The organism is Streptomyces sp. NPDC020747 (assembly GCF_044334695.1).
In the GTDB taxonomy this organism is placed as follows: Bacteria; Actinomycetota; Actinomycetes; order Streptomycetales; family Streptomycetaceae; genus Streptomyces.
The window spans coordinates 12,463-25,678 of record NZ_JBIRTJ010000018.1 but is presented as its reverse complement, the minus strand read 5'-3'; the positions used below and the strand labels follow the sequence as shown (position 1 = coordinate 25,678).

16 protein-coding genes are annotated in these 13,216 nt (G+C 68.4%); 9 read left to right on the top strand and 7 right to left on the bottom strand.

What is annotated here, in order from left to right; all coding sequences use genetic code 11:
- Positions 1-98: 98 nt before the first annotated feature.
- Complete coding sequence (locus tag ACH4YP_RS37810; RefSeq protein WP_398495495.1) at positions 99-923, bottom strand: MOSC domain-containing protein; 825 nt, start codon at positions 921-923, stop codon at positions 99-101.
- Positions 924-968: 45 nt separating this feature from the next.
- Positions 969-1,406, bottom strand: coding sequence for a DUF6643 family protein (locus tag ACH4YP_RS37805; protein ID WP_361058988.1), 438 nt, complete (start codon positions 1,404-1,406; stop codon positions 969-971).
- Positions 1,407-1,700: 294 nt separating this feature from the next.
- On the opposite strand from ACH4YP_RS37805, the gene ACH4YP_RS37800 reads away from it, so the two are divergent.
- Positions 1,701-3,011, top strand: coding sequence for a TerD family protein (locus ACH4YP_RS37800; RefSeq protein ID WP_361058986.1), 1,311 nt, complete (start codon positions 1,701-1,703; stop codon positions 3,009-3,011).
- 33 nt (positions 3,012-3,044) lie between these two features.
- Here the strand turns inward: ACH4YP_RS37800 and ACH4YP_RS37795 are convergent, their stop codons facing one another.
- Complete coding sequence (locus ACH4YP_RS37795) at positions 3,045-4,220, bottom strand: glycosyltransferase (RefSeq protein WP_398495493.1); 1,176 nt, start codon at positions 4,218-4,220, stop codon at positions 3,045-3,047.
- A 58-nt stretch (positions 4,221-4,278) separates the two neighbouring features.
- Between ACH4YP_RS37795 and ACH4YP_RS37790 the strand changes: the two genes are divergently transcribed.
- Both ACH4YP_RS37790 and ACH4YP_RS37785 read left to right on the top strand, forming a co-directional pair.
- Positions 4,279-5,064: an aspartate/glutamate racemase family protein gene (locus ACH4YP_RS37790; RefSeq protein WP_361058982.1), complete on the top strand. Its 786-nt coding sequence runs from the start codon at positions 4,279-4,281 to the stop codon at positions 5,062-5,064.
- Between the two features lie 96 nt (positions 5,065-5,160).
- Positions 5,161-5,718, top strand: a complete 558-nt coding sequence (locus ACH4YP_RS37785; RefSeq protein ID WP_361058980.1) for a hypothetical protein — start codon at positions 5,161-5,163, stop codon at positions 5,716-5,718.
- 167 nt (positions 5,719-5,885) lie between these two features.
- Here the strand turns inward: ACH4YP_RS37785 and ACH4YP_RS37780 are convergent, their stop codons facing one another.
- Positions 5,886-6,959, bottom strand: coding sequence for an O-antigen ligase family protein (locus ACH4YP_RS37780; protein ID WP_398495770.1), 1,074 nt, complete (start codon positions 6,957-6,959; stop codon positions 5,886-5,888).
- A gap of 166 nt (positions 6,960-7,125) precedes the next feature.
- Positions 7,126-7,647, bottom strand: a complete 522-nt coding sequence (locus ACH4YP_RS37775; RefSeq protein ID WP_398495491.1) for a tyrosine-type recombinase/integrase — start codon at positions 7,645-7,647, stop codon at positions 7,126-7,128.
- On the opposite strand from ACH4YP_RS37775, the gene ACH4YP_RS37770 reads away from it, so the two are divergent.
- The 6 genes from ACH4YP_RS37770 (at position 7,557) to ACH4YP_RS37745 (ending at position 11,755) form a co-directional block, all read left to right on the top strand.
- On the top strand, positions 7,557-7,886 hold the full coding sequence (locus tag ACH4YP_RS37770) for a hypothetical protein (RefSeq protein WP_398495786.1): 330 nt from the start codon (positions 7,557-7,559) through the stop codon (positions 7,884-7,886). The genes ACH4YP_RS37775 and ACH4YP_RS37770 overlap by 91 nt on opposite strands.
- Positions 7,887-8,248: 362 nt before the next feature.
- Positions 8,249-8,590 (top strand): hypothetical protein, encoded by a 342-nt coding sequence (locus tag ACH4YP_RS37765; protein ID WP_398495489.1) that lies wholly within the window; start codon positions 8,249-8,251, stop codon positions 8,588-8,590.
- A complete protein-coding gene (locus ACH4YP_RS37760) occupies positions 8,591-9,634 on the top strand; it encodes a hypothetical protein (RefSeq protein WP_398495487.1) in 1,044 nt (347 codons plus the stop codon).
- A complete protein-coding gene (locus tag ACH4YP_RS37755; RefSeq protein WP_398495485.1) occupies positions 9,631-9,855 on the top strand; it encodes a hypothetical protein in 225 nt (74 codons plus the stop codon). The genes ACH4YP_RS37760 and ACH4YP_RS37755 overlap by 4 nt, the downstream gene beginning before the upstream one ends.
- A gap of 1 nt (position 9,856) precedes the next feature.
- A complete protein-coding gene (locus ACH4YP_RS37750; RefSeq protein WP_398495483.1) occupies positions 9,857-10,351 on the top strand; it encodes a hypothetical protein in 495 nt (164 codons plus the stop codon).
- Positions 10,352-11,293: 942 nt separating this feature from the next.
- Positions 11,294-11,755: a hypothetical protein gene (locus tag ACH4YP_RS37745; RefSeq protein WP_398495482.1), complete on the top strand. Its 462-nt coding sequence runs from the start codon at positions 11,294-11,296 to the stop codon at positions 11,753-11,755.
- A 5-nt stretch (positions 11,756-11,760) separates the two neighbouring features.
- Here the strand turns inward: ACH4YP_RS37745 and ACH4YP_RS37740 are convergent, their stop codons facing one another.
- Together ACH4YP_RS37740 and ACH4YP_RS37735 are read right to left on the bottom strand one after the other, a co-directional pair.
- Positions 11,761-12,459, bottom strand: coding sequence for a DUF5753 domain-containing protein (locus tag ACH4YP_RS37740; protein ID WP_398495768.1), 699 nt, complete (start codon positions 12,457-12,459; stop codon positions 11,761-11,763).
- A 161-nt stretch (positions 12,460-12,620) separates the two neighbouring features.
- Entirely contained in the window at positions 12,621-13,145 is a 525-nt protein-coding gene (locus ACH4YP_RS37735) for a DUF6879 family protein (protein ID WP_398495480.1), read from the bottom strand.
- Positions 13,146-13,216 lie beyond the last annotated feature (71 nt).

Genomic DNA, 13,216 nt, shown 5'->3' with positions numbered 1-13,216 from the left:
GAAGAGAGAGCGAAGTCACCCCTCGCACCCGGCCTCTCATGAACTTCTCACACAGGCTCAACGGGCATGCCGGGCGTCGGTGTTCCCACGGCGAGGGCCTATTCGAGGAGCCTGACCGGATCGCCCACACGGACCGAGCCGGGAGACTCCGGCACGAGATTCTGCCCGAAGACGAGCTTGTCGCCGAATCGGCGGTGGCGGGCGAGGGTGCGCAGCGGCTCCCTGCCGCGCTCGGCGGTGCCCTGGTCGGTGGTGGTCACGACGCAGCGCCCGCACATCTTCGCGACCCGGAAGGTGACCTCGCCGATGGCGATCCGGGACCAGTCGTCCTCGGCCCAGGCGGCGGTGCCCTCGACCACCACGTTCGGCCGGAAGCGGTTCATCGGCAGCGGGCCCTCGCCCGGCCGGTCGCCCCGCGCGATCAGCGCGTTGAGGGCGTCGAGCGAGCCGAGCGTGGTGAGCAGGAGGGGATAGCCGTCGGCGAAGCTGACGGTCTCGCCGGGCCGGGCGAACTCCGGGTCGATGGGCCTGCGGACGGCAGGGTCGTCGAGGTGTACGAGACGTACGCCGATGCCGAGATAGTCGCTGAACCAGGCGTGCGCGGAGGCGTCGGCGGCGACACCCTCCACCTTGTCGTTCCAGATCTCCACCGTCGTCGTCCCGGTCGGCTCGGGCACACGGACGGCGAGCGGCTCACGGCCGGGCGCGGACAGCAGAATACCGCCGTCGGGCCCTTGCTCGACGGCGGACAACGCCATGCGCGGCTGCGGACGTTGGGTGACGACCTTGTCGTTCTCGTCGATCAGCACCCAGCGCCGGTCACCCGCCAGACCCCACGGCTCCACGACGGCCTCGCGCAGGGCATGACCCCCGGCCGCCTTCAGCGGATAGACATGGATCGAGTGCAGGACCGGCTTCGACATGAGGTCATCGTGCCAGCGGACACGGACGACCTCGGCCGATTTTCCTCAGTAACCGCGGTACTGCTGGTTGTTGTAGGGCTCCTGGTACGGGGCCGGGGCGGGACGCGGGGCGGCGGGGCGCATCGCCTCGTAGCCCGTGCCGCCCGCCATCGGACGCTGCGGCTGGGGAGCCTGCTGGCCCGGGTAGCCGCGCGGCGCACCGGCCTGCTGAGGGATGTAGGGCGCGGCCTGTTGCTGCAGCGGCGAGGGCTGTTGGGCCTGCGGGTAGGCGTACGAAGGAGCCTGCGGAGAGGGCGCGGCAGGCAGTGCGGGCAGTGCTGAGGGCAGCGCGGGCAGATGGCTGCCCGTGTCATATGCCGCGGGGACCCGGATCGGGGCGATCTGCGGGGTTCCCCGCTCGGCCACGAGGGAGTCGTAGATCGGAGTGTCCGGGAAGGAGGCGGAATAGTAACCGCCGCCATAGGTGGAGCGGGGGGAGGTCATGGCACATAAGTTAAGCCCACGATGTGCTGGTTGGGGAGACCGATAAGAGGGTTGTTTTCCGTGTCGGCGGTGACCTGGGATCGTCAATGCGAGCGAACTTGGCGAAAAGGGGCGGCGGTCGGCATGTAGTTCATGTAAAAGCCGAGTTCCGGGCGGGTTACTCGTGGGTTCGTCGTTGATCTCCCGTACCGGGTGATGGGCGTTCGCCGCTCGGGGGATTAGGTTGGCGCGGAACGGCTGAACGAACCGAATGAACTGAACGTGACCAGGCGCGGTCGTGCGCGGAGACACCCGATGGGGGCGGACATGTCAATGCCTAAGGGATCGAACGTTCCGGTGCCGACGACCGGACTGCGAGTCGAGCTGGGATGGCAGGCGGGCCCGGGCGTGCCCGACGCCGACGCCTCGGCCCTGCTGCTGGCTTCCGGGAAGGTCCGCTCCGACGGGGACTTCGTCTTCTACAACCAGCCGGCCCACTCCTCCGGCGCGGTGCGCCACGAGGGCAAGCGGAACGTCGCCGGCCAGTTCAACGACACGCTGCTCGTCGACCTCGCGCGCGTGGAGCCCGGGATCGAGACGGTCGTGCTCGCCGCGTCCTCGGACGGCGGGACGTTCGGGCAGGTGCCCGGGCTCTACATCCGGGTCCTCGACGCACAGCAGGGGACTGAGGTCGCGCGCTTCGACAGCGAGGGCGCGAGTGTCGAGACGGCCTTCGTGCTCGGGGAGTTCTACCGGCGTCAGGGCGCCTGGAAGTTCCGCGCGGTCGGGCAGGGCTACAGCAGTGGTCTCGTAGGCCTGGCCACCGACTTCGGGATCTCGGTGGACGAACCGCAGCAGGCGGCGCCGGCCCCCGTGGCACCGCCGTCCGCCCCCGTGGCGCCGCCGGTCACCGTCCCGCCGGTAACAGCCGCGCCGGTGACACCGCCGCCCGCCCCACCGGCACCGCCCGCCCCTCCCACGGCCCCGGTGCGCCTGACCAAGGTCACGCTCACCAAGGAGGCCCCGTCCGTCTCGCTGACCAAGCAGGGCGGCACCTCCGGCGTGATGCGCGTGAACCTCAACTGGCAGGTGCGCAAGCAGTTCTCGGGGTGGCAGGCCAAGCTGGGCCGGGCCATCGCCATGCACGCGGACCTCGACCTCGACCTGTGCGCCCTGTACGAGCTCTCCGACGGAAGCAAGGGTGTCGTCCAGGCCCTGGGCAACGCCTTCGGAGCACTGCATCAGCCGCCGTTCATGCATCTCGACGGCGACGACCGCACCGGGGCCTCGACGAGCGGCGAGAACCTCAGCATCAACCTCGACCACACACGCGACTTCCGCCGCGTCCTCATCTTCGTGACCATCTACGAAGGGGCGCGCTCCTTCGCGGACCTGGACGCTACGGTCACCCTGCAGCCGCTGCACGGGGCGCCCGTCGACTTCTCGCTCGGCGAGTGCACGGTCCCCTCGACGGTGTGCGCGCTCGCCCTCATCACCAACACCGGCAGCGACCTCGTCGTCCAGCGCGAGGCCCGCTTCCTCGTCCCCGATCGCGGAGTCAGTCCACAGCGCACCGTCGACTACGCGTACGGGTGGGGCATGAACTGGACACCCGGCAGGAAGTGACCGGCAGGGGTCGTCCGGGCCGGGCGTGACAGCTCAGGGCCGCTCGGGCGCCGTGTCGGGACGGGTGTAGGTGCGGCCCTTCCAGGCCGCACCGCGCCCCCTGTAGTGCTGCACCGCGGAATCCACCGTCATGAGGAGGTAGAGGAGCGCGGTGACCGGGAGCGACGGGGCGAGCCAGAGCGGCTGGCGGTAATACCGGAGCATCGGCAGGTACGTCACGGTCATCAGCAGCCACGCGAGCCCGCCCGCCACCGCGGCACCGGCGTTGCCGGCCGCGAGTCCCACGCACAGCGCCACCGGCGGCACCAGGTACACCCCGGCGAGACCGGCCACCGTCCCGGCCAGCACCAGAGGGTTGTGCCGCAGCTGGGCGTACGCGCTGCGCGAGACCATCCGCCACAGATCGTGCAGCCGCGGATAGGGGCGCACACTGTCGACGTGTTCCGCGAGCCCCAGCCAGATGTGCCCTCCGGAGCCCTTCACCGCCCTTGCCACCGCGACGTCGTCGATCACGGCATGCCGCACGGCGTCCGGAATCCTGGCCCGCTCGGCGGCCTCGGTGCGCAGCAGGACACAGCCGCCCGCCGCGGCCGCGGTCCGTGACCCCTTCACGGCGATCCACCGGAACGGATACAGCTGGGCGAAGAAGTACACGAACGCGGGCACCACGAGCCGCTCCCAGACGCTCTCCACCCGCAGCCGGGCCATCTGGGACACGAGATCGAAGCCCCCGCCATGGGCCGCGGCGACCAACTCCCGCAGGCTGTCCGGCGCGTGTGCGATGTCGGCGTCCGTCAGCAGCAGATATTCGGGTGCACGCGCGCGTGCCAGACCCATGCCGTGGCGTACGGCCCAGAGCTTGCCGGTCCAGCCCGCGGGCGGCTCCCCGGGCGAGCCGACGGTGAGCGGCAGCCCGCCGTGCCGCACTGCCAGTTCACGGGCCAGCTCCCCGGTGCCGTCCGAACTCCCGTCGTCCACCAGGAAGATCTCGGCCCGCCCCGGATAGTCCTGCGCGAGGAGCGAGGGCAGGCTGTCGGGAAGCACGGCGGCCTCGTCCCGCGCGGGTACGACGACACAGACGGACGGCCAGTCGTCCGGCTCCCGGCGAGGCGGCAACCGCATGTCCGTACGCCAGAAGAAGCCCTGGCCCAGGAGCAGCCACAGCCAGGCGGCGAGTGATCCGACGGCGGTCCACACAAGGGCGCTCACCCGTCGCAGTCTGCACCACCCCCGCGGCCCGCCAAGGCGGATCGTCTATGGTGACCGGGTGAAGATCGCGCTCATGGACTCCGGAATCGGACTGCTCGCGGCGGCCACCGCGGTACGTCGTCTGCGGCCCGACGCGGAGCTCGTTCTCTCCTCGGACCCGGGCAGCATGCCGTGGGGACCCCGCACACCCGAGGACGTGACCGCCCGCGCCCTCGCCGTCGCCGAGGCGGCCGCCGCGCACCGGCCCGACGCCCTGATCGTCGCCTGCAACACCGCCTCCGTACGCGCCCTGCCCGCGCTGCGCGCCCGCCTAGAGCCGGGGGTGCCCGTCATCGGCACGGTCCCGGCGATCAAGCCGGCCGCCGCGGGCGGTGGACCCGTCGCGATCTGGGCGACGCCCGCCACCACCGGCAGCCCCTACCAGCGCGGCCTCATCCGGGAGTTCGCCGACGGGGTGACCGTCACCGAAGTGCCCTGCCCCGGACTGGCCGACGCCGTGGAGCACGCGGACCAGGCGGGCATCGACGCCGCCATCGCCGCGGCCGCGGCGCGTACCCCCGACGATGTAAGGGCCGTCGTCCTGGGCTGCACCCATTACGAACTGGTCGCCGAGCGGATCCGCGCGGCCGTGCAGCGGCCCGGTGTCGCCCCGCTCGTCCTGCACGGCTCCGCGGGCGCGGTGGCCGCCCAGGCGCTGCGCCGGATCGGCGAGCAACCGGCCCCGGACGCGTCCGCGCACGGCAGCCTCACCGTGTTGCTCGGCGGACGCGAGGGGACACTGCCCGAGACCGCGTTGACGTACGACGAGGGCCGTCTGCTGCAGGCGATGAGCCCCGCCCGCTGAGCCTCGCGCCACCAAGCGGACACTTCGCGTCCACCCGGAGCAGTGACAGTCCGCAAGCTGGTGCCCGCACCGCGGAACCTGAGTACGCTCTCTGGCATGAGGGACCACCCCCACGACGAACCGGGCGCTGCCGACGCCCCGCACCCCGAGGTATGGCACGGCCGCGCTTCCAATCGTGTGCAGTGGCTGCTCGCGAGTGGTGGTGCCGCCTGTCTGGCGCTCGGTATCGAGCTCGCCGTCGACTCCACATGGACGTCCGGCATCGCCCCCCTCGTCATGTCCGTGGTCGGCTGCATCGCCGCGGGACTCCTAGTGCTCTTCGGCACGCTCGCGTTCGTGCACGTTGCCGTGAAGGTCGACAAGGACTGCCTGGAGGTGCGCTGCGGCCACATGGGCCTCCCACGCCGCCGCATCCCGCTGTCGCACATCATCGGCGCCGACTTCGCGCCCCGGGTGACGCCCCGGCAGTGGGGCGGCTGGGGCTACCGCTGGCGGCCCGAACAGGGGACCGCCGTGGTCGTCCGGCGCGGCGAGGGCCTGGTGCTCCGCCTCGGCGACGGCCATACGTTCACGATCACGGTGGACAACGCGGAGGCGGCCGTACGGGACATCCGCCGCCGGCTGAAGGCGGCCGCCTCGGGCACGACCCGCTGACCGCGGAACAGCTCCCGCCCCGCTGACTGCGGCAAGGGTTCGGCGTACCGCGGGCCGCACCGGGACCTCGGCGTTCGGCGGGCTTCTCGGGGGCTTCGGCATTCTGGGGTCTCAGGGTGAGTCCGGCGTCCCGCGGGCCTTACCGGGAGTTGGGCGCCTTGCGGGTCTCACGGGGACAGCGGGTCCTTTCGGGCGTGTCCGCCGGTCTCCATCGCGTTCTGCGGCACCTCTTCGATCAGGGGACGGGCCGTGGCGAGGCCCGCGAGCAGGCCCGCGCCCGCCGTCACCGTGGTGAAGCTCAGCGCGTTGCCGACCGCGGCGATCGCGGCCAGTGCGGTCAGGGCCGCACCCGCCGTGAGTACGACCGGCGTCGGGCGCGGCGACCGCCACAGGGCGTACAGGACCCAGCAGAACACCGCCGCCAGCAGGGCCACGCCGACCACGCCCTGTTCGGCCGCCTGCTGGAAGGGCGCCGAGTGGGGCTTGCCGTCGGGCAGCAGCGACTGCGTGACGGTCGGGCTCAGTTCCGAGAACCGACCGGGCCCCACACCCAGCCCCGGCTCCCGGCCCGCCATGTCGAGCGCGTCCTGCCACAGCAGCACGCGGTGCTGGGTGAGCTGCCCTTCCAGGGACGAGGTGAGCCCGTCCGGCAGCACGTTCTCGGTGACCGCCCAGGTCGCCCCGGTCACCATGACCGCGGCCAGGGCGAGGCCACCGAGCCCCAGAGCACGGCGTCGCATACGGTCGGCGGCCAGGGAGCACAGCAGCACCGCCAGACAGGCCGCGAAGCCCGACGTCGACCCCAGGACGGCCGCGGTCGCCGCGATACCGGCGGCCAGCAGGCGGAACACGAGCCGCAGTCCCGGCGGACGGGCCGCCCAGGCCGCGCAGCACGCGGACCCCGCGGAGAGGGCCAGCAGCGCGGCGGTGGCGCCGGTCTGCCCGAGCGGCGAGATCACCTGCGCCCCCTGGGTGGTGTGCGGGGAGGCCACCGCCAGACCGAGTCCGGCGAGCGCGCCCGCGCAGGGCGCGGCGACCGGGAGCAACTCTCCGCAGATCCGCCCCGAGGCGTAACCGGCGGCGAGGGCGAGCACCGCGAGGAGTACGCCTTCGGGGCGCCCGCCATGTGCCGTGGCCGTGATCAGGGACCAGGCCGCGCAGGCTCCCAGCACCATCACGCCCGTGGCGTCCGACGCGCTGCGTCTCTCGTGCGTCGGCGCCGGACCGGCCGCCGACGCCATTCCTGTGGACCCCACCCCGTCGCCCCCGACCTGTGAAGGGCCCCGACCGCCCGGCCGGCCTGCCACGGCCCGTACGTCAGAGGCTCCGGCACACCGTAACGGGTGATGCGCCGGTTTGTGGACGAGTTGCGCAGAAACGATGCATCAACCGGCCCTGACCAGGTCGTCATCCATGATTGCCGACGGCTGAGGGCACTTCCGGGGCACATGCGGCGGAGAACGCGTCATCGACGGCTTTCCTCGTCCGGTCCTCACTCTCCGGCATCAGGTGGGCATAGACGTTCAAGGTCATGGCGGCGTTCGTATGACCGAGCCGCTCGGACACCGCCTTCACCGACTCCCCGCCGTGGATCAGCATGCTGGCATACGCGTGCCTCAGATCATGGGGGCTGGTGCCCATCGGTAGACCGGCGGCCTTCACGGCCTGGGCCATCACCTGGCTGGACAGCCATTGCGGGCTCGTAGGGGTGCCCTGCTGGGTGCGGAACACATAGTCGTCCGGCGCTGCCGGGTACCGCTTCAGATGGGCGGCAGCACGCCAGCATCCGCAGGGAGGCCGCTCCAGGGGCCCGGCCGCAGTGGCGTGGTGACCTGGTCGTGGACTTCTCGGACGGGCACGTGCAGCCCGACGTGAACCTCTTCCCGGCCTCGCCCAGGGAAGGCGGGGGCAGTGGGGACGACAGCCCACCCCAAGAGCTGCTACAGGCGATCCTCCGCGCGGTCGACCAGGTGCCGGGATGTGGAGTCGGAGCCGTTCGCGGAGCAGTCAAGGGTGACAACACCAAGGTCGACTACGGGCGCGAATGGCTGATCGCCCACGGCCACATCAGGGCTGAAAAGGAAGGTAACAAGACCGCCCATTACATCGGCCCCGTGCCGTTCGCTCCAAGCGGCGACCAGGAAATCACCGATCAAGGAAATCCCTGATCCTGCTGACTGGCTGAGATCTTGCTGGAGCAAGCTCATTTCCTGACTCTCGGACTTGCTGTCTTGCTGCCGTTATAGGTAGCAAGCAAGCAAGGCCAGAAGAGCAAGCAAGGCAGCGAAGAAGCGATGAAAGATCAACAGCAAGGAGGAGATCGGATGGGACGCAACAAGCCCGGAAAGGCAAGGCGTAACAGGCCCGACCGCTCCATTATCGAGAAGGTCGCCGATTCGTATCGGTGCAGTGATTGCCACTCTGCTGTCGGCTGGTCGGTGGACAAATACGCGCCCGATGCGCTCCGGGCCTTCGATAAGGTGCTGGGCGGCCGTCGGTGCCCGCCTCGCGGCTTTTTCGGGGGTGCGCCATGGTGATGGGCCCCTACCTCGCTCCAGGCTCCCCCGAGGCGAACCTGGTCTACCACACCGTCATGGCCGCATTGTCGTCGGATCCGCTCCGGCATTTGCGGCTACTCAACACGGAGCAGAAGCAGGTGTTGCAAAAAGTTGCCGTCGAACTGTCCGGCCAGAGCCAAAACCGTGGCGGTCACAAGACATCAGCCGACGATTGGATAGGAACCGTCGAGGTGGCCCGGCGCTTGGGCGTCTCACAGCGGACCGTCATACGCAAGGCCTCCGTACTGGGCGGGATCGAGGTAGGGGGCCGGTGGTTCTTCAGTCCGGAACGCATAAATAAGAAGGTGGAGTAAATGACGGAGTACAAACACTTCAGCAGCATTGATAACGACTTCGCGGGGCTGGAGATCAAGAGCGCGTCGAAGGGAGAGATCGAGGCCGTTTTCGTCACGCTGAATTGCGTTGATCGCGACGGGGACGTGACCGAACGGAATGCTTTCGAGTCGGGTGCCTTGGTGAGGATCTCCGATTGGAATCGCTCGTCGTGGGGATCGGCGCCGCCTGTGGGGCGCGGGCGCATCTTCGAAGTCGCCAACGAGGTGATCCTGCGAGGTCAGTTCTTCGTTCAGACCCAGCACGGCAGGGACGCGTTCGAGACGGTCAAAGGGCTGGGCGAGCTGGCCGAATTCTCGTACGGGTTCGACGTTGTCGATTCGTTACCGGCACCGCGCAACAGTCCGTACGGGGTGGGCCACAAACGGACACTCCGTACGCTGCGGGTCCACGAGGTGTCCCCGGTCCTGAAGGCCGCCGGTATCGGCACGAGGGTGTTGGCCACCAAGAGCGCCGGGACGGGACTGGCGCCATATCAGATGGCTATCGTGGAGCAGGCCCACGAGAGCCTTCTCCGCGACCAGTTCGAAGAGGCCAAGGTGAGGTTTGACGCCGAGATGCGCTGCGCTGAACTGGTCGCCCTGAAAGACGGCTGGGTCCGCGAACACGGCGCGGGCTACAGCGAGGTCCGGCCCTCGGTCATCGACCTGGACGTGGGGGCGGCCGCCTTGTCCGCCGTGCACCGGTACGGTCCGCGCCTCGGACTGGACCCGGATCTGATCGAGATCCGCTGGTTCGCCGATGAAATCGACGACGGCACGCGGACCAAGTTCGGTGACCCTGTCGGTGGTCCGGACTTCGCCGACTTTTTCGCCGAGTACGGCACGGCCATCAAGGGCCTGACACGGCCGAAGCTGGAGCCGTGGACGATTCGGCTCCACGCGGGCCTGTCGCTCGATGAGGTCATTCCGGTGGCGGGGCACGAACTCGGCCACCTCGCAGACATGGACGAGGCCGGGGTCACCGCATTCGAGGAGACCATCAGGACGGAGATCACTTCATGAGCCACAACCGCGACAACCTCAACGCAAGCCCGAGCGCTACCGAGTTGAAGCGTCAGGAACTCCTGGACGTTCTGGAGATCGGCGACCTGACCAGCGACACGCACCCCAACCAGGCACTCACACTCAGGGAGTCGATTCTGAACCTCGACATCGAGCACACAGAGCACGTCATCCAAGCCGTGAAGCGGGCCAAGAACATCTATCTCACTGGGGAGCACTGATATGCAAACTCCCCGGCAGAACAAGGCAGTTCGCACTTCCAGGGCCGGGGCCAAGGCTGCCGGCCCGGTCGCTGCTGCCCCGCAGTGCCCGAAACCAGGCCCGCACGGCGATGGTTGGCCGATTGAGGGAAAGGGCGCTCACGCAGGCGTCGCAGGGGCCTGGTACTGCAAAACTCACGGCCGCCAGGAACTCGTCACCATCGCGGAGTGGCAGCCGAAGATCGCGGAACAGCAGGCCGTCGAGGACGCTGTGGCCGAGCAGTACGGGACTGCGGTCTCGGCCTGGGCCGACGCAGATCTCGAACTCCGTCGGGGCGAGAACGAGGATGGCTATTCCGTCCTCGGTTCTGGGGGGTGGGGTTTTCCGTCCCGTCGCCCAGACTTGGGGAAGCTCCGCCGTGAACTCTCCGAAGCGCGCACCGTGCTGGATGACGCCGAGCGGGAACTCCAGCGCCAGCGTGGCAAGACCGCGCAGATGTACCAGACCCTGGACTAAGAACAGCACTGCGCCCGTGACCGCGACCGTGGATACGGGGACGGCATCATCAATTGAAGAGGCGGGTGGTCAAAGCAAGCACAGAGACTGGGCGCATTCTCGGGTAGGTGGGACAACATGGGGGCAGTGGGGTGCCCCACCCCACCCCCTACTACCCCCCTGCCTATGCCGCGTGCAATACAGCAACAGCAACAAAGAACATTTTAATCAAGTAAATAAAAGACATGAAAAACAAAATGAACTGAAAAGCTATGAAGTTGTTGTGTAGCGAGTCGCGTGCTCATTAAGGCGACGCTCGCCTCACGCGCACGTATGGGGGGAGGGGGTCGCGACGGGAATTCCGGACCCCCGGAGGGCCGGACGGCCCTCCGGGGGTCCCCCCTATGAGTTTGGCGCACATAACGCCTGGTCAGAGCGTTTGTCGCCGTTGCGGGTGAAAGCAAGGGGTTACGGCGTACCCCCTGGGCGAGCGTGGTCTGATGCTTCGGGAAGCGGCGATGCCCGAACTTCAGGAAGCGATCCCTCACTCTGGCCTCCCTGCTCACTTCCATCGTCGAGCGGTGCTGCGACATGGGCAACTTGGGCATTGACGGGTCCGCTGCAATCAACCACCGCGCGCCACCCGCGCAGACTGGGGCGCGCATCCGATACGCCGTGACGTCGTGGTGCCTCCGTTTCACCGGTTGGAATGAAGTCCCCGGGTCATGGCGACCACCCCGGCAACCACCGCTGTAAAACTTGGCTGCCTGGCGCGGGCCGCCACTGCGGCCTCGTGCCACTTCCAGCACCGTTCGAGCACCGGAGTGCAGCCAGTCCATGCATACCGTCCCCTCACCCACATCGGACACTCCTCCTGCACCGTCACGTGGGCCTCGGTCCGGTAGTCGCTGGCGGCGCAGGCTAGCGGCGTGGCTAGCGGTGGCGGCATCGTTTGCCACCGTCGTGTCCCTGTTTGTCACTCTTCCGGCCCTCATCGTCGGCAACCAGGGTGACAAGCCTGACGACAACGCACCCGAGGGCCTGACCTCATCCCTGGGCGTCGGTCTTACCGGTAAGGGCCTCGGTCAGTGCGAGTTGGTCCACGGACAGTTGAGCGGTCCCATTCCCAAGGACATGGTCCTCGGCGTCTTCGTCAAGGACGATCAGCCACAGATTTGGGCGCCAGCCGAAGTCGACCCTCAGCGCCAGCACACTTGGTTGGCGAGCGCGCATTTCGGCGTTAAGGGGGAGAGCCATAACGGGCATAAGTTCACGATCATGCTCGTGATACTGCCCGAGGCAGACGCACCGTCGACCTGGGGTGGCCCGAAGGTGGCGTCCTTCGATGAAAAGTGGGATGTCCTGGCCAAAATCTCGGTCAAGCGACGTGACGATGCGTTTCACTGTCTGGAGCCGCACTCTTGAGGGACTCAGCCCAAGGAGTCAACGGCCCTTGCTATGCGCTCTCTCGCCTCCCGGCCGTGGACGGCGAGCCGGGACAGCTCGGCGAACGCCTTGAGGTACGTGCGGATCTCTCCCGGAGCGGAGATGTTGACCTCGGCCGTCAGGGTCTCGACCGCCACCTGGGCGTCGTCGAAGGCTTCCAGCGGCCATACGGTGCGACGGGCCGTGAACGGGATGATTCCCAGCGACACGTTTGGCCGGGACATGATCTCCAGCAGGTATCGGAGCTGCCCGGCCATCGCTGCGTCGTCGCAGACCCGGTAGTGGAGCACCGTCTCTTCCAGCAGCAAGGCGAACCGGTGGTCACCCTCATGGACGACGCGGGACCGGTTCAGCCGTGCCTGTACGGCATCGGCCACGTCGTCGGGGGTGCCCTGGAAGTCCGTGATGGACCGCAGGAGCCCCGTCGCGTAGTCGGCGGTCTGGAGCATCCCGGGCATCAGGTTCGAGGCGTAGACGCGGAAATGGAGCGTGCGCTGGTACAGCGGCAAAGTCTTCTCGTGGATGCGCCGCATGCCGTCGCGGTGGATCTGCCGCCAGTGGACGTACATGGACTCGGCGGTACGCGAGGCAGCGATCAGGTCCGCCGCCTGACCTTCGGCGCCGCAGGCCCGGCACCATGCCCGGATGTCCTCGTCAGACGGACCGGTCTTGGCCCGTGCGATGCGGGACGCCTTCGACTTGTGTCAGCCGCACCGGTTCGCCAGTTCAAGCCCAGTGAGCCCGGCGTCCCTCCGGATCTCGTCCAGGCGGGAAGCAATGGCCGCGCGGGCAGCCTGTGCGGTGGAGAGGGGGGATGTGGACATGAACTGGCGTACCGGGCTTCTCAGATGGCGTACTTGTCGTGCGGGATGGCCTGTTCCCAGACGGCGTTGAACGCGGTCGAGCACATCCGTGCCACAGCCGGCTCGTCGGTCTGGTCGGTGTGCACCCAATGGCCTTCACCGTCAAAGACGTTGAACTGAACGACGCGACTATCGAACAGCCAGAAGTCGTTCCCGGGCAGCGTGAGTTCTGACGCCTGTCGCCTCGGAAGCCAGCGGATGTCCTCGCCCGCAGCGATGTTGGTGAAGGTGAACGAGTGCTCGTAGCGGATGTACTCGCTCGGCGGCTCGCCGACGATCCGGGCGCGGCGGATGACGACGCCCTTGCCTGTGATCTCCTGGACCAGGTCGAGCCATGGCCGCCACCATGATGCGCGGTCACCGGGATCGAGCCGATGCCCTTGCTTCCAGGCCGCGAAACCCTCGTCCTCGTTTGAGATCGCGTACGCGTCGCGCATCTCAAGGTGTACGGCGGAGTGCTCCACGGAGCGGATCAGATCGGCAAAGCTACTCAGGCTTTGCGACACCTAGTGCCTCCCTTACGAGCGGGATCATCCGCTGTGGCAGCCGAATCACGCCCTCATGGTCCGGTAGCGGG